Origin of the sequence: Microcoleus sp. T3_A4 (assembly GCF_036700465.1) — a bacterium.
GTDB lineage: Bacteria > Cyanobacteriota > Cyanobacteriia > Cyanobacteriales > Microcoleaceae > Microcoleus.
In genome coordinates this window covers 25,539-49,114 of the sequence record NZ_JAUBOY010000013.1, presented here as the reverse complement: position 1 = coordinate 49,114, position 23,576 = coordinate 25,539, and the positions used below count along the sequence as shown (strand labels likewise).

The window sequence follows — 23,576 nt, the reverse complement described above, 5'->3', positions numbered from 1 at the left end:
TTCATAAAAAGCTTATTGAGAATGGTGCAACATTTTAGTTGTAACGAAGTATTGCTAGGAAAAAACCCGGTTTCTCTATAGACAAACTCCAAACCCCTAAAAAATCAGTCATTCCCATCTAAAATCTCAAATAGTATGAGTTATAAGTTGGGAATTTTGACTCAAAGACTTTTTTACAAAATTTACCCCAAAAAGTATTAATAATCACCGAAATTAGTTAGAAAATATGTATAACTAAAAATAGTTGTGTAAATGGGAATTCAACCATTGATCATTCCCAAGCAAAATCAACTTTCACTCCTGTAAAACAGTAAAAGTAACACAGTTTAGATACAACTTGAAGGCAGATTGAGCATGACATCAACGACTAGGGATTCCAGTCACATTCAATTTTGTATAGGTCGCGATCGCGCCGACATCGCACAGATCCAAGAACTATTTAAAGCCGCCGCCTTTTGGGCGAGGGAACGCAAGATAGAAGATTGGGAAATTGCGATCGCCAACAGCGAACCAGTTGTTACAGTTTGGGACGGCTCACGGGCGATCGGCTTTGCCAGAGCCACCTCAGATGGGATCTATCGAGCTACCATCTGGGATGTCGCCATTCACCCGGATTACCAAGGTGCAGGACTCGGCCGTAAATTAGTGCAAACCGTCTTGAGTCACCCTCGGATGTGCCGAGTAGAGCGAGTTTACCTGATGACAACTTACAAACAAAGCTTCTACGAGCGCATCGGTTTTCAACAAAACGCTAGCACCACAATGGTACTTGAAAATCAGCTTCTAGAAGAGAATCTCGAATTAGAAATTAGCAACGGCGAATTGCTAACTGCTAATTGTTAAATAATCACCAGATTGGCATCAAAATCTATAATATGTAGGGTGCGTAAGGGCGCACCTTACTCCCTATAAATAATTTCCTTCTTTCATCTTCCCTCGAACCTCTTCCCGCCCTCCCTTAAATCTGTTAATTTTTTTGCCCTCTTCCCCACCTCCGTTAGATCCCGTACATTGCGCGTGGCCGAACTTTCTTCATCACAAAGTTGCCAAAGGAATAGAACACTGAGTCCGGTTAAAATTGCACTCTTCGGACTCAGAAGGCACAGCCAGAACCTCCAACTTTCCGCTCATCAAACTTAAAAGAGTCTGATTCATCAATAACCTCATTCCAGAAGACACCTGAGAATTATCGCTGCTCTTAGTAACATCACACTCCAAATCGTGCTTCAGCAAATCCCAAGACTCGCTCCAAGCACTCACGGAACGCTGATCATCCACCCAAATGTGAACGTATCCAGATTCCGGCGAAGCATGGGCAGACACAGAAATACTCCCCTCCTCCATCTGAGCCACAGCAGTATCTACCAAATGGACTAAAACTTGCCTAAACCTCGGCAAATCTGCCAAGACATAAATCTCCGGATCAGGCGGCAATATCTCCAAACGAATGCCGCGATTAGCAGCTTGCAAGTAAGTTAAATCATCAACCTCGTCAAAAACCTTAGCTAACTGAATCGGCTCAATATCCATCCTGTCAGTGCCGTGTTCAGTTTTAGCAACAGAGATAATTTCATCTATCAATTTCACCAGCTTGAGTGCCGCGACGTGAGCTTGCTCGACAAACTCTCGTTCCTCAGCAGGATCGTCGCACAAATCCGAGAGAATTAATTGCAGCGTACCAATCATAGTGCTCAGGGGCGATCGCAACTCGTGAGAAGTTCGAGCCAAAAAACCCGCCTTAAATTGGCTCATCTCCGATGCCATCTGATAAGCCAATTGAGTTTGCTTAAGTTGCTCGGAAAGGGCATCAAACTTCTCTAAGTGAATTTCTTGAGGAGGTGGGGCTACTTTGGGCGCCGGTTCGGGCTGTTGCGAGCTTTTTTGCCGCAGGCGCCAAATCAAACTGCTTCCCAAACCCAGCCCCAGTCCCATACCTAAATATATAAAGTTGCTCCAGCCGATCGGCGCCATATTGCTTTGCCTTGGAGTTTAGCTTTTAGCATTCTAACTCGATCGCGCCTTGTCGCAATATTTCCCACTCGCTGCCCGTCCATTTAGCCACAGTCGAAGGCAAACTCGAAGCTGTTGTCACTGTTGCTAATTCCGAAGGAACTAATGTCAAGACTTCAGGAAACTGAGCCTCAATTTCTGCCACCGATTCCAGAGGCGGCTGGCCGGATAAATTAGCGCTGGTAGTAGCCAAAGGGCCTGTCTGCTCTAGAATCTTGAGCGCAAGGGGAAAGTCAGGCACTCGTACTCCGATTGTAGTTCGATCAATGGGATTGAGAGCCGCCGGGACTTTGGCTGAAGCCGGCAGCACCAAAGTTAACGCCCCCGGCCAATAGGATTCGGCTACTTGCTGCCACAAGTTTAACTCTGCTGGACTTCCCTGCACGTAAGGCCACAAGGCCCTCGCCGATGCTGCCATCAAAATCAGCGGTTTGTCTTGACTGCGACGTTTAGCTGCAAAAATCAACTCCGAGCGATCGGGACGCGCAGCCAAAGCGGGTACAGTATCTGTAGGAAAGCTGACGATATGATTGCCAGAAATTGCCCCTTGAATCAAGGAGTCGATCGAAACTTGTGTCATGCCATTTTAGATTTTAGATTTTAGATTTTTGAAGTACGACATATTCTTGAAACCTAAAGACGGTAGGCTAAGGCAAACCGATCGACTCCTGCTAAATCAGAAAATATCTGAACTTTGCCATAACTCCCGTGACTTTGCAGCATATCAGCTACCGCCTCAGCCTGTCCCGACATCATCTCAATCAACCAAACTCCCCCCGATTCTAAATAATCGGGAGCCGTTTCTACCAAATGCCGGATGTAATCTAACCCGTCAAAACCACCGTCTAAGGCCAGATGAGGTTCGTGCTTCAAAACTTCCGGTTGTAGAGTCAGAACCGTGTTGCTGGGGATGTAAGGCGGGTTAGACACCATGCCGCTAACGCGACCTTTGAGAAATTCTAGCGGTTCCCACCACGAACCTTGATAAAAATTAATTCGCGATTCAAAGCCCAAATTCTCAGCATTCAGTCGAGCCACTGCCAAAGCTTCCGAACTGCAATCTACCGCATAAACCCTAGCATTTGTCAACGCAGAAGCCAAGCCGATCGCGATCGCCCCGCTGCCCGTCCCCAAATCCACCCAATGCGATTTGGCAAATTCTCCCCCCCGAAGCTGGGAGAAGTTTAAATCTTCTCCCCCCCTTAGTAAGGGGGGGTTGGGGGGGGTAGATTTTTGATTGATATTTTCTGCTTCTAAACGGCTTTTAACAGCTTCTACAGCCAAATCGATCAGCAATTCCGTTTCAGGACGCGGAATTAGCACCGCCGGCGTTACTTTGAGCGAAAAATGCCGCCAATGTGCAACTCCCGTTAAATACTGCACCGGCACCCGTTCCTGTAAGCGCCGCTGCCACAATTGAGCAAGTTCAGATAAAGACAACTTTAATTCAATTTTTGGCAAATCTTTAAACGACTCCAAACGCAGAGCCAACCTATCCAAACCAGCCAGCTCTTGCAGCAGCCAGTCGATTTCTGCTAGGGGAATGTCATAGGTAATCGCCTCTGTTTTAGCTTGATTCACCCACTGCCAAAGCTCTAAACCAGAAACAAACATAATACTTTTTTGGAAGGGGTAATTGTTAATTGCTAACTGGTAATTAGTAATTAGTAAATAGTAGGTTGAGTCGAGAAACCCAACCTACTATTTCATGAGTAATAACTGATGACTGATGACTAATGACTGCTGACTAACTATTAGCGAGCCGGCCGAGCTGGAGCCGGAGCTGGAGCCGGTCGAGCTGGAGCCGGAGCTGGAGCTGGTCGAGCTGGAGCCGGAGCAACCTGTGGATTTTGGCCCGCACCGGCAGGTTGGAGCGATCGCACAAATTCCAGAGACTCCCGCGACGGAATCAAAATCATTTGGCTCAAAAACGGGTCGTTCTCAGTACGCAAAGCTTCCAAAACCCTCTCCAAGTTCACCACCTCAATCTTAATTGAAGTAGTTACATTCGGCTGCTGCTGCTTGAAAAGTTCCACCATTGCCTGCAATTCCTCCTTGTTAAAAAACAGGGGAATTTCCTCTTTCTGACCCTGCTGAATCGTCAAATAGCCATTTTCCGGGCCCCCAGTGGCAAAAAACAGAGGTACACCGTTTAACTCGTTAACTTGTTGCCCAGCTTGCTGGAGTACAGTTTTAGCCGACTGCACTTGCTGCGGAGTCGGAACAAAAGCAAACTGCACCTCATCCGGCTTGCCTTTATTTGCTTGAGCGATCTGATAAACTGCTCCCAGTGACAAGGGTCTCACGCGCGCCAACGCCCCCAACTGAGGATCTGTCGTTTTTAGTTTTTCGGCGTAAGCTTGAGCATCTTTCTGGCTGATAAAAATTACCACTACCGAAGTATTGCCGCTTTGACCTTGACCTTGTTTGGGGACAGAACCCGTCAGGAACGCACCCTGAGCATCCGTAATCGTAAATACCGGCACAGATTGCAACTTTTCCAAAATTTGCGCCTCGGGGATTGCTAGCGCCGACATATTGTCTGTTGCTAAGGAACCCAGCAGAGTGCTGCCGACAATTCCCAATATTGCGCCCAAACGAACTAATGATTTCATGTTTTTTCCATCAGGAGCGATCCTGAAACACATTAACGCAAAGACTGGCGACTTAACACGATCGGCAAAAACTGCCTCAATTTGTTTTCATTTTGACGAAATGTAAACATCAGAGACAGTTCTGCTTCAATCTATTCTTTAACATTGTGCGATCGGGATGACAGGATTTGAACCTGCGACATCCTGCTCCCAAAGCAGGCGCGCTACCAAGCTGCGCTACATCCCGGTGTTATAGTTAGCTAACCTCTAACAATTAACGCACAAAACCGCTTGCTTGTCAAGCTTTATTAAATATTTAGTTCTCGATGCAGCTAAGGCGAAGTTTTTTTTAGGTTGTGCGGTTTGATCCCACCCAAAAACCCATACCAGCCCCTAGCTCCTATCGTGCTCTGCTCAAATCGACTGACAATACTTGCAGAGCTTCATAACGGCCCTGATGCCGAGATACATCCACGCCTCACTGACCGCAGCGCACAGGTGCATTCGGTGTTGGCAGCGTCAATATTGTATTGTATATCCTCAACAAATCAACGCCGACCTGCACCTCGCTTGCTAATCTGGATACCAAAACATACCTTTAATCCCCTCTGGATCGGACATAAAGCCCAAATTGCGGTAAAAATCCACCACTTGAGGGTCAGCAAATAAGGTAATGTTGCTGATATCTTCACTGCGGAGTTTTTTAATGATGTATTTCATCAGCGCCTTGCCCATGCCTTTGCCCTGGTAGTCAGGATGAACTACCACATCCCAAAGCGTGGCATTAAAAGCGTGGTCTGAAGTCGCTCTGGCGAAACCCACCAGCCGTCGCTGGCTGCCCCGCATCTCCCACATAGAGACGACTAGGAAGCTGTGCTGAATAGCTTTTTTGACTTTACGCAGGGGACGGCGGGACCAACCCACTGCATTACAAAGTTCTTCGAGTTCGTAGAGGTCAATGTCCCGATCGCAACTGAAAAAGATGCGAGCGTTGCCGCTGGCGGGTTTGCGAAACGTTGGGGAAAGCGGATCGCCTAACCCAACAGCCACATCTTCCTCAAAATCCGCTGTTTGGGGTACAGAGGCAGACTCAGAACTACTAAATAAGTTTTTCCAAAAACCCATGCAGGCGCGGTTAAGGTAGTAGAAGTTGGACGACGAGAAAGAGAACCAGACAGATAAACCCACTCCGATCGGCGTAGGATCAATTGCCGGTAGCTTCTTGAGGAACAGTTTACGGTACACTCATCTTACGCCGAAAACAGGGATTTGTCGTCCAACATTGAGTCTGCGCTTTTTTGATTCTGTCAAGTTTGGTAGAACTGTTCTGCTAGCCAGTGCCCGGACAACCCGCTTTTAAGGTAAAATTTGTTGCCGAACCAGGACAGAGGCATTTTGGGAAATGCTTCTTTTGAGTGCCGCCGATCGCGCCGGAACTTATACCCTTGGTGGGAAATACCACTGGAATGGCGCCACGGTGACATTCTCGTGATAAGTTCTCTGACAGATTTGACTTTGGCTTTTAGTGAGGAGACGGGCACAATTTAAGTCGAATCGTCGAATCGAAAATCCCATTGCCATAAGGCATGGAAGAGCAAGACTTAAGTACCAAATAGTTCGCTAAAAATATCCATACTTAATCGTTGAGGAGAAGTTTTGTGTTTGCCGTCAAGCGAGCGCTCAAATTGAATAACCGGGAAGCGACCTTGATGGCAAAACACGCAGGATTTCGGCGGGTAGTGTTTAACATGGGGTTGAGCTTGCTGACTCAAATGTATGGCGAGGGACAATTCACAGACTCAAAGGTACTTAACGAAGTCAAAAAAGTTCTCACCAACTACGTCAAGAAACAGCCTGAATTCGCTTGGATGAATCAATTATCTAGTCGCGTTTATCAAAATGCTTTGATTGACTTGAAAGATGCTTTTAGTCGGTATCGCTCTGGAAAGGCAGGTCATCCAAAATTTGCTAGTCGCCGAGACGGTCAATCTTTTACAGTTGATTCGTCTAACGGCAAAGTTTTACTAAATGCTGGCAGCACTATCAAGATTCCTACCTTGGGAACTTTTCGACTCTACGAGGCCTTAGAATGCGGTTATGTGTCTCAAACTTTTACGATTTCCAAAGAAGGAAGTCGTTGGTTTCTTTCCTTTGGCGTTGATGCCGAACGTTTGCCAGTGCAACAATCTGAAAGCTCTGTAGGAATCGATGTAGGCATTAATTCTTTTGCCACGCTGTCTACTCAGCAGGTCTTTGATGCGCCGAAGCCGTTAAAACAAGCGAAAACCAAGCTTGCTACCTTGCAGCGCCAAGCATCAAAACAGGTAAGAGGCTCCCAAAATCAGCGCAAAACCTACCATAAAATCCGTCGGCTCCATGCACGGATAGCTCGTATTCGCTTAGACTTTCTTCACAAGCTAACAACTTATTTAGCCCAAACTTTTAAGCTAATTAAGATTGAAAGTTTGAACGTTCAGGGCATGATGGCGAATCACAAGCTGGCTGGGGCAATATCGGATCTAGGTTTTTACGAATTTAAGCGTCAACTCGATTATAAGTGCAAAATGTATGGGGCAAATTTAGTGCTGGTAGACCAATGGTTCCCCAGCACTAAAACTTGCTCGAATTGTGGCACTAAAAAAGATATGCCACTAAGCATTCGGACTTTTGACTGTCCTGCTTGTGGCATATCTTTAGATCGTGATTTCAACGCCAGCATCAACATTTTAAACTGGGAACCCTCGGCTTGAGGGGGATAGCCTACTTATCTTGGGATTAGCCGTCTACCCAACAGCGTAGGAAGTAAACTCCGAATTGTGTCTAAAGATGGCTTTAGGTAAGTTTAAATAAGTTTTACAAAGCAGTCCATACCTATTATATTTCCCGCACCTTCTCCTCAATTATGGCTTCGGGTTTAAAACCATCTACACTAGAACTTCTCAAGCGCTTTAACCGAGCGTTTCCGCAGTTTTATGAGCAATTTGTCAGCAGCGAAATCCAACTGCAAAACCTCAAATTAGCTTACCAACTTTACAAAACTCGGCAAGCAGTCATCGAAATCCGAGCCGAAGGTAATAAAAGTGCGCTGCATTTTGCTTACCGGAACCAGTCTTTTCTACTGAGCGATATTTTTGGAGTGCTCGCGGCCTACGGACTGACAATTCACAGTCTGAGTCTGTACGGTCAAATTTACCCGCCCATGCTGGTATTTATCAAATTGGTAGTATCTCGCGGTGGCAAGGTACTGGCAGATAAAACAGCAGAAAATGTCTGTAGAGCCGTTCGAGAGGCATTGGCGGGGCATTTTGAGGTTGAAGAGATGTTGGCGGTGGAATTTAATTTAGACGCGGGTTTGGAGGATGTGGCAACTGAATTCTACGTCGATCCGGTTTTCCACTTGCCAGCTTTGCTGATTGAAGCAGATAATCAACCTGGACTTTTTTACAAAGTTATGTATGCCATCTGGCAAGAGGATTTGTTGGTCGTAAATGCTAATTTGTTGGTTTGGCGGGGGCGAACTCGCCTGATTCTCTACTTGTTGGGACCCAATGAAAGTTTAATTCCTGAGTATCTGGGACAGAAAATCGCTGAGGGGGTGCGACAAAGATTGCTAGGCGAGCGATTTTAGGGATACCACTGACTAGGCGTGAAACCTGGTTTTTGGTCAAAACCTTAGTGTGGAGAAAGTTAAACCAAGCCGATCGCCCGATCGAACTACTGATACCTCTGTGTTGATTTCGGGATAGGATAAAATTATGGCAACCATCGACATCCTAGGGGTTCGGCACGCTTACGATTTGACGGCTCCGACTGCAACTTCCCCGGTTCTGGTATTTGTCCACGGCTGGCTGTTAAGCCGTCGCTACTGGCAACCTTTGACCGATCGCTTGGCATCAAACTATCAGTGTCTTACCTATGATTTACGGGGGTTTGGCGATTCTCAATCGGACTCCGGCGACGATCGCCCCTGTTCCGAACCGCTAAATTCCTGTTACACTCCCGCAGCTTACGCTCGCGATTTGGAACTTTTACTGGAAAAACTCGATATATCTTCTGCTTGGCTGGTGGGACACTCTCTGGGCGGTACGATCGCTCTATGGGGAGCCAGCAAATTGTCCGATCGCGTTAAAGGCGTGGTCTGCATCAATGCAGGGGGCGGCATCTATCTTAAGGAAGAATTCGAGCGATTTCGAGCGGTCGGCAAGCAGCTAGTGACAATGCGTCCCGGCTGGCTGCCTCGCTTGCCCTTAGCAGATTACGTGTTTGCCCGCGATTCTGTAGCCCGCTCGATCGGCAGATCCTGGGGACGGCAGCGCTTAATAGATTTCGTGGGAGCTCATCCAGAGGCAGCTTTGGGGGCTTTGTTGGATTCCACCACAGAAGCGGAGATTCACCTATTGCCACAAATTGTCTCCCAACTCAAACAACCTGTTTATTTTATTGCCGGTACTAAAGACAAAATTATGGAACCAAAATACGTGCTGCATTTGGCTAGCTTTCACTGGATGTTCCAAGGTTGTGGCGAGAATGTCCTTCAGCTTCCCGATTGTGGCCATTTGGCAATGGTGGAACAGCCGGATGCAGTGGCTAGTTATCTGCAAAATATTCTGAAAGAACATGATTAGAGGGCATGGGGCATGGGGCATGGGGCATGGGGCATGGGGCATGGGGCATGGGCATGGGGCATTAAAACTTACAAATAACCAATAACAAATAACCAATAACCAATAACCAATAACCAATAACCAATAACAACTGACTTCTTCCTTAATCTAAAATCTGTTATGTTAAATAGATAAGTCTGCCCGCTCGCCCTCTTCGGACAGACGTTTCAATTAAATAGTGGCTTTCAACTCTAAATTCTAATTCTGCTTAAATATCTGTGCGCGTTAACCTCACCGATCGGCAACAACACATCCTTTGGGCAACGGTTCGCCACTACATAGCTACAGCGGAACCCGTTGGCTCAAAAGCTTTGGCTGACGAATTCAACCTCAGCGTCAGCCCAGCTACCATTCGCAATGCGATGGGGACTCTTGAAAAAGCTGGACTGCTTTATCAGCCCCACACTTCGGCAGGACGAGTCCCCTCTGACTCCGGCTACCGAATTTACGTAGACCAGTTGATTCAGCCGTCTGATACGCTGGCCCGCAAGGTGGAACAGGTACTAGACAAACTCAATTGGTCGGATGGTCGCATGGACACGGCACTCCGTGGCGCTGCTCAAATCCTGGCAACTATCAGCGGTTACATAGCAATGATCACCATACCGCAAACCAATATGGCTTGCTTGCGCCACTTGCAACTGGTGCAGCTAGAGCCGGGAAAGGTGATGCTGATCGTGGTGACGGATGCCTACGAAACTCAGTCGGTTTTGGTGCAGTTGCCGAGGGACGCAGAAGGTAACACGCCTGATGTCGAAATCGTCGATCGCGAATTGCAGATTTTGTCAAATTTTTTGAACACCAAGTTGCGGGGACGATCGCTCTCGGAACTCTCGGCTGTAGACTGGAGCGAGTTAGACCGGGAATTTGAGCTGTACGCTGAGTGGATGGGAACCATGCTGACTGCTTTGAGCAGCCGCCAAAGCCATCCAACCTACACGCGGATTCTGATCGGCGGTTTGGCAGAAGCGCTGCGCTTGCCTGAGTTTTCGCAGTTGCAGCAAGTTCAAACCCTGGTGCAATTGCTCGAACAAGAGCAGGAACTGCTTTGGCCTTTGATTTTTGAATCGCCTGAGTTAGACACCCCCGGCAAGCGGGTAACTGTGCGTATTGGTTCGGAAAATTCCTTGGAACCAATTCGTGGCTGTACTCTGATTTCTTCGACTTACCGCCGGGGATCGGTACCGGTGGGTAGTGTTGGGGTTTTGGGGCCGACGCGGATGGTTTACGAAAATGCGATCGCGGTGGTGGAAGCTGCGGCCGATTATTTGTCAGAAGCTATTGGCGGAAATCGAGTTAGTTTTCCTGATGGAGATCGAGGAGGGCGATCGGATCATCCCTTGTTAGATGCACCCTAATGTGATAGCCCCAAGCTTAACTGGCTTGGGGTTTTATTGTCTGTGGATATACTCGCAACCTTTAAAAACCGGGTTTTATGACAAAAAACCTAGGCTTTTATCCCACATTCCACACCCTGGGATGTCATATAGCATAATTACGCAGAAAACTATATCTTCAAAGTAACAAATTATGTATTCAAAAAGTTCTTTATCCGTTAATCTACGGTATTATAGTATAATTTATAGTTTTATTGCTGGCTCAAAATAAGTAAAAACCGATAGTAACAGTTGAGGGTCCGGAATGCGGGTTTGATACTCTTTTTGGGGCAAGAAACTAAAGCTTCGCGCTTGACAAGAGAGTTTCGTAAACAACCCTGTTTCTGCGTCCATGAGCGGCTCGGAAAGTGGCAGGAGTTAGGGGGAAGCGACTTTCCGGCGATTGGGAGAAAAAGATTGCGATGGGGAGCGATCGCGCATTTACAGAAAGTGGTCGCGGAATGTTAGTAAAATGGCAGGTTGAGCAGCCGAACTGATGAGTTCTGTTGCAATCCTGGTGGGCGATCGCCCGCTCTAGGGATAGCGGCTGCGACAAATAAATTGAGGAGGCGCGAACCCCGCGCTCGTCGCTTCCCAAGGCAGCAGAATGTCAAAATATTAAGACATTTTAGAGAGTTCGTCAAAAACAACTAAAAAAGATTAGTGTGGAGATGAAAGCAATATTTCTTTTGGGAATAGCCCGGGTTAGACAATTGCACATAACTTGCAGTAAATTTGGCTTGATTGCCACTCCATAAAAAATTTAACCGCTGAGTTAAGATCGAAACGAAATTTAGGGAATTTTCTTTTAACATTCAATGAAATCGACTGATAAAACTAAGAATACCTTTGCGATAACAACGCCTCTGTATTATGTAAACGATTTACCTCACGTTGGCAGCGCTTATACGACTATGGCTGCGGATGCCCTAGCCCGATTTGAGCGGCTGCGGGGCAAATCTGTTTTGCTGGTGACGGGGACTGACGAACACGGGCAGAAAATTCAGCGCACAGCCGAGAGTTTGGGACGATCGCCCCAAGCTCACTGCGATTCAGTGGTTCCGGCGTTTGAGGCGCTGTGGGAGCAACTCGACATCCAGTACGATCGCTTCATCCGCACAACTTCGCGGCGTCACGAGTACATTGTCAAAGAATTTTTCCAGCGCGTCTGGAACTCCGGCGACATCTACTTGAACCAGCAACAAGGGTGGTACTGCGTCTCCTGTGAAGAATTCAAGGATGAACGGGAATTGTTGCCGGGAAATCGGTGCTCCGTCCACACCAGCAAGGAAGTTGAGTGGCGCGACGAGGAAAATTACTTTTTCCGTCTGTCCCGGTATCAAGACCAACTGCTGGCCTTGTACGCAGAACGTCCCGACTTCATCGCGCCGGAAAGCCGACGCAACGAAGTGCTCAGTTTCGTCAACTCTGGACTGCAAGACTTTTCGATTTCTAGAGTAAATCTCGAATGGGGTCTGCCAATGCCAGTTGACCCCAGTCACAGCATCTACGTCTGGTTTGACGCTTTGCTGGGATACGTCACCGCCTTGCTAGATCCGGACAGCGACCCGATTTTGGAGAATGCTTTATCTAAATGGTGGCCGGTTGACTTGCACTTGATCGGCAAAGATATTCTTCGCTTCCACGCTGTTTACTGGCCGGCAATGCTGATGTCAGCAAATCTACTGGTGCCGGGTCGCGTCTTCGCACACGGGTTTTTGACCAAAGACGGCAAAAAAATGGGGAAAACGGAGGGTAATACTTTAAACCCTGTCGAATTGGTCAACAAATACGGCGCTGATGCAGTGCGTTACTATTTTCTTAAAGAAATTGAGTTCGGAGAGGACGGCGATTTTAACGAAACTCGGTTTATCAATATATTGAATGCTGAGCTAGCAAATGATTTGGGAAATCTGCTTAATCGTACCCTAAACATGGCTCGCAAATATTGCGGTGGCTCCGTACCGAATGTGTTGGCAGAAAACATTGACGGCGACAACCTTCTCAAGGCTATGAGCCTGGATTTGGGCGAGCAAGTAGCGAGTTTTTACGAAGAGTTGGCTTTTAGCAAGGCTTCCGAAGCCGTGCTTGCATTAGTTCGAGCCGGGAACAAGTTTATTGACGTGCAAGCACCTTGGAGTTTGTACAAGCAGGGACAGATCGAAAGTGTCGAACAAGTGCTATATTCTGTTCTGGAATCTGTTAGACTAGCATCTTACCTTTTATCGCCGATTATTCCGAATATCAGCAACGCTATCTATCAGCAGCTAGGTTTTTCAATTGACTTTAACGATCGAGTTACAGTTAACAGTTTAGCGAATTTTGCAGCTCATGCTGCCTGGGGCGCTTTGCCGGCAAACCAAACTCTGGGGGAACCCCAACCTGTTTTTAAGCGGCTCGAACTGCAGTAAACAGTACCTTCATAGTTGGCAGCCAGCGCTCTGGGTGTGATGAGAGACTACGAATTAGCAGTTATTTCCTTACCAATCTTTCATAAAAATTGAGGCATAACAATCATGTTGAATAGAATAGAAAGCAACGACCTTTTTACGCCGGAACAGGTTCTAGAAAATCGCGGTAGAGTGGCAATTTTTATTGACGGTTCTAACCTTTTTTACGCGGCTTTGCAGTTAGGAATTGAGATTGATTACACTAAGCTGCTGTGCCGTTTAACTGCGGGTTCACGGCTGCTGCGCTCTTTCTTCTACACGGGTGTCGATCGCACTAACGAGAAACAGCAGGGGTTTTTGCTGTGGATGCGCCGCAACGGCTACCGCGTGATTTCTAAGGATTTGGTACAGTTGCCAGATGGTTCTAAGAAGGCGAATTTGGATGTAGAAATCGCTGTGGATATGATGGCTTTAGTGGGGTCTTACGACACGGCGGTTCTGGTCAGCGGTGACGGCGATTTGGCTTATGCTGTAGACGCTGTGAGCTATCGTGGCGTGCGGGTTGAGGTGGTGAGTTTGCGATCGATGACGAGTGACAGTTTGATTAATGTAGCCGATCGCTATATCGATTTGGAAATGATTAAAGACGACATCCAAAAAACATCGCGCCCTAATTATGCTTACCGCCCTTTATCGGGTCTGAGCTTGATGGAGGAACACGACGACAGATAGGGATTTGGTAAGGGGTAATTTGTAAGGGTTAATGGGTTGAATTCGGGAGAATTAGAAGTTAAAAATTTAGACAAAGCATAAGACATTTTTAATTTTTGATTAAGTGTTTTTCACTACCAAATTATCAATTACCAATTAACGATTACCAATTACCGATTACCAATTCCCAATTCCAAATGATTAATCTCACATCCCCAAATCCCCATCTCAAATCCCCAAAATTGAGGCTGCTATTTTTAGCAGCACTGATTTTGGGGATTAATGCTTGTGCCGTTCCGCAAGAGACTCAAAAAAACAAATTAGCTGAGGATCTCCAAACTGCTCAACAGTCAAACAGCACTTTAACTTTAAACAAAGTAACTCTAGAACAAGCAAACGAAAAGGGCGAGACGTTCTGGAAAGTAAACTCGCAAAATGCTGTTTACAGCAAAGACAAAAAGATAGTTAACGTTCAGAAACCTGTGGGCAAATTGTTTCAGGACGGCAAAGAAATTTACGACATTCAGGGAGAAACCGGGCAGGTATTTCAGGAAGGCAATCAGGTTTTTCTCAAAGGTAACATAGTCGCTACAGACCTAAAAAATGGAGTGGTTTTGCGCGGAAATGAGTTGGAGTGGCGGCCGAAAGAAGATGTTCTAGTTGTCCGCAACAATTTGACTGGAGAGAACAAACAGGTAACTGCTTCAGCGAAGGAAGCGCGGGTTTTCAGTAGGGCTAAGAGGATGGAGTTATTCGGATCTGTAGTGGCGAAGGTTAAAGATCCGGTTTTGCAATTGCGAACCGAGCACTTAGTGTGGTTTGTGGAGCAACAAAAGGTAAACAGCGACCAACCGACTCAAATTGACAGATACAAAGATAAAATAGTAACAGACAGCGGTTTTGCCGACCAAGTAGATGTAGACTTAAAAACCAAGATTGCGACGCTGACAAAAAACGCTCAATTGATGCCATCAGACCCGCCGCTGCAAATAGAAAGCAGTTTGATGAGTTGGAATTTTCCGGCGCAATCTGTGGTATCGCCTGGGCCTGTGAAGGTTTTTCACCGCGTGGAAAAGGTGACGATGACTGGGGATACGGGGCGGGGAGATTTAGAGAAAAAAATTTTTTATTTGACTGGGAATGTGGTAGGAATTGGGGAAAAACGTCAAGCTCAATTAAATACCGATCGCGTAACGTGGTATTTAACTAATCAGACTTTCGACGCCGAAGGAAATGTCGTTTACAAGCAACTAAATCCGGTGTTTAATTTAACTGGGCCGAGGGCGGCGGGAGAGTTGAAAAATCAAACTGTGATTGTCAAAGGCGACGGTGGCGGCGGCCAAGTGGTTACGGAATTTGTACCGGACGAGTACAAGGGAAATTTGGGACAGTAGATGGGATTGCAACCGCTGATAAAGGCAGATGAGCGCAGAGGAACGCAGATATAATTAAGATTGGATTGAGTAAAGAGGGGTTGGGATGACGACAACTTTAGAAAAGTTAGAAGGACTCGATGAACCTATCTTAATTGACGAGCTGAGTTGGAGAGAGTTTAAGGCTGTTGAAGAGTTGCTCTCGCGTCCGGGGGTGAAGCTGTCGTTTTTAGATGGGGTATTGGAGATTAGACGTATGCCTGGAAGAAAACACCAAACTGCCAAACAGCGGATTTCAACGCTGGTGGATATGTATTTGGAATGCGCAGGGAATTGATTTTACGCCAACTGGCTCGGTGACGCTGGAAAGTGAAACGGGAATGGTGAAGCGAGAAGCGGATTTGTCTTACGAATTAGGGGCTAATCGAGAATTTCCTGATGTGGCGGTGGAAGTGGTGGTGACTAGCGGCGGTATTAACAAGTTGGAAGCTTACAAACGTCTCGAAATTCCTGAAGTTTGGTTTTGGGAAAATGGTAGGCTGCGTTTGTATTCGTTGGGCGAAGATGGATATGCAGAGGTCGATCGCTCTCAAGTTCGGCCAGACTTAGATATTGTATTATTGACCCGGTGTATCCATATTGAAAATCACCTTCAGGCAATGCGGGAATTCAGGCAAGCTATTCAATAGAAATTGATTGTGCAATTAATTTTGTAATAATGATTTCTGCCTTTTCTTAAACCTTTTAGTTACTAAGAACTAAAGTTCCTTACTACAACACATCCCAACGGGCAGCATACACTGCAAGAGCGGAGCGAAGTCGATCGTCCGAGACAGTAGTAAGTAAAAATACTTGGCGGGGTGACAACGCCTGTGAAACCTTGATGGTAAAAGCATTAAAGCCCCTGAGTATCAAAAAAGATAGGGGATTATGGACAGGCTGATTGACTCATAAGATCCTCCAAGCTCGCCTTGAACCTGATTCAAGGGAGCTCGCCACTCTCTTTTATTAACTCATATCAAATCCGTTAGCATCGGAATAGTAAATTCGAGTTCACTGTTGACTGTTGACGGTTGACTGTTGACGCCGTGAACAGTCAACCGTCAACCATCAACATCATGTATGAGTGTAACCGGAAATTATATCACGCCCGCAAAGATCTTTTTGCTTGGTCAATCAACTCAAAACCTTGACGCAGCTTTGCTTTTAACCTGCTTGTCACCCCGTCAAAGTGTTGAGTTTAGGGTTGGTTTAGGCAGTATGCACGATAGACTATTAAGTTATTGTGCATCTAGGTTCCCATTTCCTCTATTTGAGAATCCTTGTGCCACGGGTCAGAGAACCCCTTGAAAAAAAAAGCGCAATTTAGCTGGCGTAAGCTTAAGACTTACGGATAGAACCCCCAAACCCTTTTTCCAAGAGGGCTTTCAAGTTCCCCCTTTTTTAGGGCAGCACGGGGAAGCATGGTTTCAGACCCTATAGTTCGTAAGTCCTGACTATAATTGTATGCTTAGATCAATTAGTATTGAGGTCAAGACCTAGAAGTCAATGAAGGTGTACTCAATATCCCTGAAATCGGCAGGTAGGCTCACACTACAACCCCAAGCAAAATATAGCACATTTGACATTTATGGAGATGCCGTCTCAAATGGGGGAGCTGTTTTTTTTCATCAATTGGCAAACTGTATCAGTATTAGCAGCGCACTTCAGCCCGGTTATTCAACCATAAGATATCATTAAACCTATTGGCGTTCAAGAGAGACGGAATCAATAATTTCCCTAGAGCTGACTTTAAATGACCAAGGGTGAGCGACTGTTGTTATTGAAATAATCCAAATACTAAAATGACTCCGCCATGACACTGATCGCAAGTGAGAATGAACTTGCAAAAAGCCCTCAAAAAATCCCACTGCGCCTTGTGTTAGTCGTACCATTCGTCCTGCAAATCTTTGCCGCTGTGGGACTGACAGGTTGGCTCTCGCTACGCAACGGCAAAACTGCCGTCAACAACGTTACTAGCCAATTACGAACGGAGGTACTCGCCCGCATCAATCAACAACTAAACACTTATTTGGAAACGCCCCATTTGGTCAATGCCATCAGCGTTGACGCCATTGGCCGCTTTGGGTTGTGGAATCCAGACAATATGAGTTCTATGAGAAGCTACTTCTACTGGCAGCTCAAGCAATTTCCCACAGTTAGTTACATCAGTTTTGGAGGGGAAAGAAAAGAATATGCGGGTGCTGGATATAAGGATGATGGCAGTGTTGTTGTTGAAATAACTGATCGATCTACTAATTTCATTAATACGATCATCAGGGCAGATAAAGAGGGCAACCCGACTCAGTTTAAGGAAACCCACCCAGAGTACGATCCCCGCATTCGACCCTGGTATAAAGCCGCAAAAGTTGCAGGTAAACCCCAATGGAATAAAATTTATCAATATTATATTCAACCCAGCCTAGGAATCTCCGCTAGCCAACCTGTTTACGACCAAAATGGCATTTTTCGAGGAGTTGTAAGTACCGATCTGTTTCTCTCAAAAATCGGCGACTTTCTGCAAACTTTAAAAATTGGTAAATCGGGAAAGACTTTCATCATCGAACGATCGGGATTGCTAGTGGCTTCTTCCACCGCCGAGAAGCCCTTTATCAGCAGCCAAAATCGCCAAGAAACGCAAAGATTAAAAGCGATTGAAAGCAGCGTGCCTTTGATACAGGGAACAGCGCAACATTTAATAGAACGCTTTGGTAACTTTACCGAAATAGACAGCAACCAGCAACTAGACTTCATGCTAGATGGTCAGCGGGAATTCGTGCAAGTATCCCCATTCCAAGATGGTAGAGGTCTTGATTGGCTGATTGTTGTAGTCGTTCCAGAAGCCGACTTTATGGAGGAAATCAATGCCAATACCCGCAGCACTATCTTACTCTGCCTTTTAGGGTTAGTGCTAGCGACGTTGTTAGGAATCCTCGCCTCCCGCTGGATCACCCATCCTATTTTTCTTTTGAGTAGAGCGAGTAGAGCGATCGCTAGCGGTCAATTAGACCAAAAAGTAGAGGTAAATGGCATAGATGAACTGGGAAGTCTGGCTCAATCTTTTAACCAAATGGCACAGCAATTGCGCGAGTCTTTTGCTGCTTTAGAAAAGACCAACTCCGAGCTAGAAAATCGAGTAGAAGAACGAACAATTGAGCTAAAAGAGGCAAAAATTGCCGCTGATAGTGCTAACCACGCCAAGAGCCAATTCCTCGCCAACATGAGCCATGAACTCCGCACACCCCTGAACGGAATTCTAGGATACTCTCAAATTATGGAACGCGATAAAACTACCACTCCTAAACAAAAAGATGCTATCCACATTATTCACCAGTGTGGTTCGCACTTACTTACGCTGATTAACGATATTTTAGACCTTTCTAAAATTGAAGCCAGTAAAATGGAACTTTACAGCTCAAGTTTTAATTTTTCTTCTTTTTTGATCGGGGTTGTGGAAATGTGCCGCATCCGAGCTGAACAAAAAGACATTACATTTAGTTATCAAGCTTTAAATCAACTTCCTAACGCTGTAAGTGCTGATGAAAAACGACTGCGCCAAGTTTTGATTAACCTTTTGGGCAATGCTATTAAATTTACAGAAAAAGGAGGTGTTATTTTTAAGGTAGGCGTAATAGGTACGGGGGAAGACTCCGACCAATCACAACTTACTAAAATTCGTTTCCATATCCAAGATACGGGGGTTGGAATGGCACCCGAACAGTTAGAAAAAATATTTTTACCGTTTGAACAAGTCGGAAATAGCCAGCAGAAGGCAGAAGGCACTGGGTTAGGATTAGCGATCGCACAGAAAATTGTTCAAATGATGGGAGGCGAAATAAAAGTCGAAAGTATACTGGGTCAAGGCAGCAGTTTTTCCTTTGATTTAGAGTTGACTCAATCCTCTGAATTTATTGAGCAAACTTCGCTAAATAATTCAATTAATTTAAGGGGTTTTAAAGGAACTAAAAATAAAATTCTGTTAGTAGACGATCGATTAGAAAATCGAGGTTTTATTAGAAGTTTTTTAGAACCACTAGGTTTTAAAATCCTGGAAGCTTGTAATGGACAAGAGGGTTTAAATAAAGCCATTGATTTTCAACCAGATCTGATTATTACAGACTTGGTGATGCCAGTAATGGATGGATTTGAAATGTCGCGGCGCTTCCGAAAGTCATCAGAGTTTAAGGATGTAATATTGATAGCATCCAGCGCCAGCGTGTTTGAATTCGATCGGAAAAATAGCCACGAAGCAGGTTGTAACGAGTTCCTAGCCAAGCCTATCCAAGTAGAAGAATTGCTAGAAGTCTTAAAAAATTATTTACAAATAGAATGGATCTACGACTACCCTGCGGATTTGGCGATCGCACGCCAGGAAGGTTTCACGGATTTATTAAACGTTCAGAGTGATGAGCTTGTGATACCGCCATCAGCAGAGCTGGTAGCGCTGTTTAATGCGGCTCGGATCGGCGATATTGAAGTGGTTGAGCAGGAAGCCAATAGACTCAAGCAGATAGACGGCAACTATCTACCCTTTGCTAATAAAATCTTGCAATTTGCCAAAAATTTTGAAGAAAAAGAACTACTAGCTTTTGTAAAAAAACATTTGGGCTAATAAAATGGTTAACCAAAAAGACAATGTAATTTTAATTGTTGACGATAACCCGAATAACCTCAAACTTCTGTTCGATTTTTTGAAGGAGTCAGGCTTCAAGGTTTTAGTAGCTAAGGATGGGGAAAGTGCTATTGAGAAGTTACAAGAAGTTTCGCCAAATATCATATTGTTAGATGTGATGATGCCGGGGATGGATGGCTTTGAAACTTGCTACCGCTTAAAAGCATCGGTAGCAACGAAAGATATCCCTGTGATTTTTATGACAGCTCTTACGGATCGCGTCGATAAGGTTAAAGGTCTGTCAATGGGGGCAGTAGATTATATTACCAAACCCTTTCAGCAAGAAGAAGTCCTAGCCCGCGTGCAACTACACCTGAGACTGCGAAATTTGACTAAGACCCTGGAAGAGCAAAATGTGCTTCTCAAACAGGAAATTGAAGCGCGAAAAGAGGCGGAAGCGGCCTTGCAGAAACTCACTTCTGAGTTAGAGGAACGGGTGGCTTCTCAAACGGCTGAACTTAGAGAAGCCTGCAACGAGCTTCAACAGGCTCAAGTTCAGTTGTTGGAAAGAGAAGAAAAATTAGGACATGATGCTTTTCACGACGCGCTAACTGGTTTGCCTAACCGCGCTTGGTTTATGAATCGGCTGCAACAGGCGATCGACTTGTCGTACAGACATGAAGATTATCTATATGGGGTGCTATTTATTGACCTAGATCGCTTTAAAGTAGTGAATGATAGCCTCGGACATTTGGTTGGGGATGAATTACTAAAAAGCGTTGCTCGTCAACTGCAAGTTTGTTTACGCCACACAGATGCAGTTGCGCGGTTTGGAGGAGATGAATTTGTGATCTTGCTGGAAGATATTAAAGATATTGATGAACCAAACAGGGTGGCTGAACGCATCCAAAATCAATTAAGGCAGCCGTTTAATTTGAATGATTATGAAGTATTTACCGAGATCAGCATTGGAATTATCGTTAGCACAATGGGTTACGATCGCCCAGAAGACGTACTCAGAGATGCGGATATCGCTATGTATTATGCTAAAGCTCAAGGTAGAGGGCGTTACGAAATTTTCGATCCAGCTATGCAAACTGTGGCGATGACGCGCTTGCAGTTGGAGAACGACTTGAGAAGGGCAATGGCGCTACAAGAATTTTGCGTTCACTACCAGCCAATTGTCTCCCTTTCTACGGGGCAACTGAGTGGCTTTGAAGCTTTGGTGCGATGGCATCACCCATCTGGCATCATCTACCCGCCTGCTGAGTTTATCCCTGTGGCTGAAGAAACTGGTTTGATCAATGAATTGGGGTGGTTTGTTTTGCAGGAAGCTTGTCACCAGATTAGTATTTGGCAGCAACAGTTTCCCCAAACACCTCCCTTGGCGATTAATGTCAATCTTTCCCCCGTGCAGCTCAAACAAGCAAACCTACTCAATCGAATTGAGGAGATTTTGCAGCAGACTGGCTTTCCCAGCTACAGTCTAAAACTAGAGATTACTGAAAGTTGCATTTTGGAAACAGTATCCAGGGAAGAAAAGATGTTGAAGCAGCTAAAAGCTCTAGGCATTCTGTTGTGTATCGATGACTTTGGCACGGGCTACTCTTCTTTAAGTCGCTTACATGAGTTTCCCATTGATACCTTAAAGATTGACCGGTCTTTTGTGAGCCGCATTGGCTCAGACAACAGTGGCGTAGAAATTATCCAGACAATTGTGACGCTGGCTCGCAGCCGAGGTATGGATATTGTGGCAGAAGGCATAGAAACGCCAACCCAGCTACAGAAACTGCGAGAGTTGGGGTGTGAGTTGGGGCAAGGATATTTATTTTCTAGGCCTGTAGACAGCGAAAAGGCAACCGAACTATTAGGCATAAAAGTAGAGGTAGTAAGCTAGCCGGCCATCTAGTTTAGCCGCAATAAATTTTATGAATCTCTTGTAGGAAAGGCGCAAAAGCCTACTCTCCTTATACATTTCTCTCTAATCTCAAGCCGGGATTTGCCAATGCTAGGGCCTCGAATTGCTCGCGACTGACAAGAAGTCCGATCGCGTTTGGCAATTCTATAGATATGATTTCTGATTGAGTAATTGTTTGTACCATATTTAATTACAGGCTTTTTTAGATTGAACTCGGTAACAATAAAAGAGTTAAATAAGAACTATCGCGGGGGGTGGGGCGGGTTTACGAGATGATCGGTTTTAGGCAATTATTTTTGGTGAACCCGCCCCTACAAATTTTTGACAATCGTGCAATAAGTTTGATGCTTTCTACAACTGTCCGAAACCTTTTTTTGGCTTATCTTTTTTCTTTTTCTTCTTCTGCTGGGCTCCCATATAGCCACGGGAACCGGGCTGCATTCCGGGGCCACCCATTCCGGGCATTCCGGGCATTCCGGGCAATCCTCCCATGCCGGCAAAGTTGCCTTGACTCATTTGCTGCATCATTGTACGCATTTTCTGGAAATCGCTCACCAGCTTAGTTACGTCGTTTTCAGCGTAGCCTGCGCCTTTGCCGATGCGGCGGCGACGGGATGGAGAACTTGCTAAAAGTTCGGGATTGCGGCGTTCTTCAACTGTCATGGAATTAATCATGGCTTCGGTGCGTTTTAGCTGCACTTCTCCCTGCCGCATTTGTTCGTCTGAAAGTTTGTTCATCCCCGGAATCATTTTCATGATGCCGCCGAGGGAACCCATATTTTTTAACAGTCTGGTTTGTTTGAGAAAGTCGGTAAAGTCAAACTTTGCCGTGAGCATTTTCTCTTGCATTTTCTCGGCATCGGCGATGTCGAATTCTTCTTGCGCTTTTTCTACTAGCGTCAAGACATCGCCCATGCCGAGTATTCTCGATGCCATGCGATCGGGATAAAATGGTTGCAATGCTTCCACTTTTTCGCCGACGCCGACAAATTTAATCGGCGCGCCGGATATTTGCCGCACGGATAAGGCTGCACCCCCGCGGCTGTCGCCGTCTAATTTGGTTAAGATTGCGCCGGTAATGCCGATTTGTTCGTGAAAGGTGCGGGTTAAATTTGCTGCTTCTTGGCCCGTCATGGCATCAACAACTAACAGCGTTTCGTGGGGTTGTACTGTTTGTTTGATGCGGCCCAATTCTGCCATCATGTCTTGGTCGATTTGCAGGCGACCTGCTGTATCGACGATGATGGTATCAATGCCGATTTGTTTGCCGTGTTCGATGCCTTGGCGGGCAATTTCTACGGGGTCAATGTCTTTGCCTAATTCAAATACGGGTACGTCGATTTGTTTGCCGAGGGTTAGCAATTGGTCGATCGCGGCTGGTCGATAAATGTCGGTTGCGACTAGCAGTGCGGTACGATTCTGTTTGCGGAGGTGCAGCGCTAGTTTGGCGGTGGCGGTGGTTTTCCCGGTTCCTTGCAAACCTGCCATCAGGATCACTGTGGGCCCGGATTCGGCGGTGGCGAGGGGTACGTTGGTTTCCCCCATGACACGCACGAGTTCGTCGTGAACGATTTTGATGAATTGTTGGTCGGGACGGACGCCTGAAACGACTTCTGCGCCTTGTGCTTTTGCCGCTACCTCTCCGATGAAGTTTTTGACGACTTGGAGGTTGACATCGGCTTCCAGGAGGGCGCGGCGGACTTCTTTGAGCGCGTCTTGGATGTTGGACTCGGAGATTTTATTTTGTCCGCGCAGTTTTTTCCAGGTGGATTCGAGTCGATCGGCAAGGGCTTCAAACATAGGGCAATTTAGGCTAGTCAGTATTTTTAATTTTAGGCTAAATGGGAGTTTTTGGATTGGGGTTTTGCTGAAAGTTGAATGTTTTTATT

General features: G+C 45.9%; 21 protein-coding genes and 1 tRNA gene. 14 read left to right on the top strand and 8 right to left on the bottom strand.

Annotated features, from left to right (window positions below):
• Positions 1 to 354 precede the first annotated feature (354 nt).
• The gene (locus QUA07_RS09535) at positions 355 to 843 is read left to right on the top strand and encodes a GNAT family N-acetyltransferase (RefSeq protein WP_190656314.1); all 489 of its coding nucleotides are present in this window, start codon (positions 355 to 357) and stop codon (positions 841 to 843) included.
• Positions 844 to 1,035: 192 nt separating this feature from the next.
• Here QUA07_RS09535 and QUA07_RS09530 read toward each other — a convergent pair whose 3' ends face one another.
• The 6 genes from QUA07_RS09530 to QUA07_RS09505 all read right to left on the bottom strand — a co-directional run bounded on the left by QUA07_RS09530 (position 1,036) and on the right by QUA07_RS09505 (position 5,729).
• Complete coding sequence (locus tag QUA07_RS09530) at positions 1,036 to 1,971, bottom strand: HAMP domain-containing sensor histidine kinase (protein ID WP_333324439.1); 936 nt, start codon at positions 1,969 to 1,971, stop codon at positions 1,036 to 1,038.
• Between the two features lie 25 nt (positions 1,972 to 1,996).
• Positions 1,997 to 2,590: an L-threonylcarbamoyladenylate synthase gene (locus QUA07_RS09525; RefSeq protein ID WP_333324437.1), complete on the bottom strand. Its 594-nt coding sequence runs from the start codon at positions 2,588 to 2,590 to the stop codon at positions 1,997 to 1,999.
• Positions 2,591 to 2,643: 53 nt separating this feature from the next.
• Complete coding sequence (locus QUA07_RS09520) at positions 2,644 to 3,624, bottom strand: HemK/PrmC family methyltransferase (protein WP_333324435.1); 981 nt, start codon at positions 3,622 to 3,624, stop codon at positions 2,644 to 2,646.
• Positions 3,625 to 3,764: 140 nt separating this feature from the next.
• On the bottom strand, positions 3,765 to 4,625 hold the full coding sequence (locus QUA07_RS09515) for a Tic22 family protein (protein WP_333080993.1): 861 nt from the start codon (positions 4,623 to 4,625) through the stop codon (positions 3,765 to 3,767).
• A gap of 152 nt (positions 4,626 to 4,777) precedes the next feature.
• Positions 4,778 to 4,851 (bottom strand) — tRNA-Pro (locus QUA07_RS09510).
• A gap of 326 nt (positions 4,852 to 5,177) precedes the next feature.
• Positions 5,178 to 5,729: a GNAT family N-acetyltransferase gene (locus QUA07_RS09505; protein WP_172187348.1), complete on the bottom strand. Its 552-nt coding sequence runs from the start codon at positions 5,727 to 5,729 to the stop codon at positions 5,178 to 5,180.
• A gap of 246 nt (positions 5,730 to 5,975) precedes the next feature.
• Between QUA07_RS09505 and QUA07_RS09500 the strand changes: the two genes are divergently transcribed.
• From QUA07_RS09500 to QUA07_RS09440, 13 genes are all read left to right on the top strand, one after another.
• Positions 5,976 to 6,152, top strand: coding sequence for a hypothetical protein (locus QUA07_RS09500; RefSeq protein WP_333324432.1), 177 nt, complete (start codon positions 5,976 to 5,978; stop codon positions 6,150 to 6,152).
• A gap of 110 nt (positions 6,153 to 6,262) precedes the next feature.
• The gene (locus tag QUA07_RS09495; RefSeq protein ID WP_333324430.1) at positions 6,263 to 7,354 is read left to right on the top strand and encodes an RNA-guided endonuclease TnpB family protein; all 1,092 of its coding nucleotides are present in this window, start codon (positions 6,263 to 6,265) and stop codon (positions 7,352 to 7,354) included.
• A 152-nt stretch (positions 7,355 to 7,506) separates the two neighbouring features.
• Positions 7,507 to 8,232, top strand: a complete 726-nt coding sequence (locus QUA07_RS09490) for a hypothetical protein (RefSeq protein WP_006631881.1) — start codon at positions 7,507 to 7,509, stop codon at positions 8,230 to 8,232.
• Between the two features lie 127 nt (positions 8,233 to 8,359).
• Complete coding sequence (locus QUA07_RS09485) at positions 8,360 to 9,229, top strand: alpha/beta hydrolase (RefSeq protein ID WP_333324428.1); 870 nt, start codon at positions 8,360 to 8,362, stop codon at positions 9,227 to 9,229.
• A gap of 251 nt (positions 9,230 to 9,480) precedes the next feature.
• Complete coding sequence (gene hrcA, locus QUA07_RS09480; RefSeq protein ID WP_445305880.1) at positions 9,481 to 10,626, top strand: heat-inducible transcriptional repressor HrcA; 1,146 nt, start codon at positions 9,481 to 9,483, stop codon at positions 10,624 to 10,626.
• A gap of 386 nt (positions 10,627 to 11,012) precedes the next feature.
• Positions 11,013 to 11,141: a hypothetical protein gene (locus QUA07_RS09475; protein ID WP_333324424.1), complete on the top strand. Its 129-nt coding sequence runs from the start codon at positions 11,013 to 11,015 to the stop codon at positions 11,139 to 11,141.
• A gap of 321 nt (positions 11,142 to 11,462) precedes the next feature.
• Positions 11,463 to 13,055, top strand: coding sequence for a methionine--tRNA ligase (gene metG / locus QUA07_RS09470; RefSeq protein WP_333324422.1), 1,593 nt, complete (start codon positions 11,463 to 11,465; stop codon positions 13,053 to 13,055).
• Positions 13,056 to 13,160: 105 nt separating this feature from the next.
• Positions 13,161 to 13,766: a LabA-like NYN domain-containing protein gene (locus tag QUA07_RS09465; protein WP_006631885.1), complete on the top strand. Its 606-nt coding sequence runs from the start codon at positions 13,161 to 13,163 to the stop codon at positions 13,764 to 13,766.
• A 176-nt stretch (positions 13,767 to 13,942) separates the two neighbouring features.
• A complete protein-coding gene (lptC, locus tag QUA07_RS09460) occupies positions 13,943 to 15,139 on the top strand; it encodes an LPS export ABC transporter periplasmic protein LptC (RefSeq protein ID WP_333324420.1) in 1,197 nt (398 codons plus the stop codon).
• Between the two features lie 85 nt (positions 15,140 to 15,224).
• Positions 15,225 to 15,455, top strand: a complete 231-nt coding sequence (locus QUA07_RS09455) for a hypothetical protein (RefSeq protein ID WP_333324418.1) — start codon at positions 15,225 to 15,227, stop codon at positions 15,453 to 15,455.
• 19 nt (positions 15,456 to 15,474) lie between these two features.
• Entirely contained in the window at positions 15,475 to 15,807 is a 333-nt protein-coding gene (locus tag QUA07_RS09450) for a Uma2 family endonuclease (protein WP_333324416.1), read from the top strand.
• A 1,166-nt stretch (positions 15,808 to 16,973) separates the two neighbouring features.
• A complete protein-coding gene (locus tag QUA07_RS09445; protein WP_333324414.1) occupies positions 16,974 to 19,769 on the top strand; it encodes an ATP-binding protein in 2,796 nt (931 codons plus the stop codon).
• 4 nt (positions 19,770 to 19,773) lie between these two features.
• Complete coding sequence (locus QUA07_RS09440; RefSeq protein ID WP_333324412.1) at positions 19,774 to 21,666, top strand: EAL domain-containing protein; 1,893 nt, start codon at positions 19,774 to 19,776, stop codon at positions 21,664 to 21,666.
• A gap of 70 nt (positions 21,667 to 21,736) precedes the next feature.
• On the opposite strand, the gene QUA07_RS09435 is transcribed toward QUA07_RS09440, so the two are convergent.
• Both QUA07_RS09435 and ffh read right to left on the bottom strand, forming a co-directional pair.
• Positions 21,737 to 21,871 (bottom strand): hypothetical protein, encoded by a 135-nt coding sequence (locus QUA07_RS09435; protein ID WP_333324410.1) that lies wholly within the window; start codon positions 21,869 to 21,871, stop codon positions 21,737 to 21,739.
• Between the two features lie 167 nt (positions 21,872 to 22,038).
• Positions 22,039 to 23,487: a signal recognition particle protein gene (gene ffh / locus QUA07_RS09430; protein ID WP_333324408.1), complete on the bottom strand. Its 1,449-nt coding sequence runs from the start codon at positions 23,485 to 23,487 to the stop codon at positions 22,039 to 22,041.
• Positions 23,488 to 23,576 lie beyond the last annotated feature (89 nt).

Excerpts from the sequence above, each read along its gene's own strand:
- QUA07_RS09465 (WP_006631885.1), top strand. The coding sequence starts at position 13,161 with ATGTTGAATAGAATAGAAAGCAACGACCTTTTTACGCCGGAACAGGTT.
- QUA07_RS09535 (WP_190656314.1), top strand. The coding sequence starts at position 355 with ATGACATCAACGACTAGGGATTCCAGTCACATTCAATTTTGTATAGGT.
- QUA07_RS09490 (WP_006631881.1), top strand. The coding sequence starts at position 7,507 with ATGGCTTCGGGTTTAAAACCATCTACACTAGAACTTCTCAAGCGCTTT.
- QUA07_RS09515 (WP_333080993.1), bottom strand. The coding sequence starts at position 4,625 with ATGAAATCATTAGTTCGTTTGGGCGCAATATTGGGAATTGTCGGCAGC.
- lptC (WP_333324420.1), top strand. The coding sequence starts at position 13,943 with ATGATTAATCTCACATCCCCAAATCCCCATCTCAAATCCCCAAAATTG.
- QUA07_RS09435 (WP_333324410.1), bottom strand. The coding sequence starts at position 21,871 with ATGGTACAAACAATTACTCAATCAGAAATCATATCTATAGAATTGCCA.
- QUA07_RS09485 (WP_333324428.1), top strand. The coding sequence starts at position 8,360 with ATGGCAACCATCGACATCCTAGGGGTTCGGCACGCTTACGATTTGACG.
- metG (WP_333324422.1), top strand. The coding sequence starts at position 11,463 with ATGAAATCGACTGATAAAACTAAGAATACCTTTGCGATAACAACGCCT.
- QUA07_RS09525 (WP_333324437.1), bottom strand. The coding sequence starts at position 2,590 with ATGACACAAGTTTCGATCGACTCCTTGATTCAAGGGGCAATTTCTGGC.
- QUA07_RS09505 (WP_172187348.1), bottom strand. The coding sequence starts at position 5,729 with ATGGGTTTTTGGAAAAACTTATTTAGTAGTTCTGAGTCTGCCTCTGTA.
- QUA07_RS09455 (WP_333324418.1), top strand. The coding sequence starts at position 15,225 with ATGACGACAACTTTAGAAAAGTTAGAAGGACTCGATGAACCTATCTTA.
- QUA07_RS09530 (WP_333324439.1), bottom strand. The coding sequence starts at position 1,971 with ATGGCGCCGATCGGCTGGAGCAACTTTATATATTTAGGTATGGGACTG.
- QUA07_RS09445 (WP_333324414.1), top strand. The coding sequence starts at position 16,974 with ATGACACTGATCGCAAGTGAGAATGAACTTGCAAAAAGCCCTCAAAAA.
- QUA07_RS09520 (WP_333324435.1), bottom strand. The coding sequence starts at position 3,624 with ATGTTTGTTTCTGGTTTAGAGCTTTGGCAGTGGGTGAATCAAGCTAAA.
- QUA07_RS09440 (WP_333324412.1), top strand. The coding sequence starts at position 19,774 with ATGGTTAACCAAAAAGACAATGTAATTTTAATTGTTGACGATAACCCG.
- ffh (WP_333324408.1), bottom strand. The coding sequence starts at position 23,487 with ATGTTTGAAGCCCTTGCCGATCGACTCGAATCCACCTGGAAAAAACTG.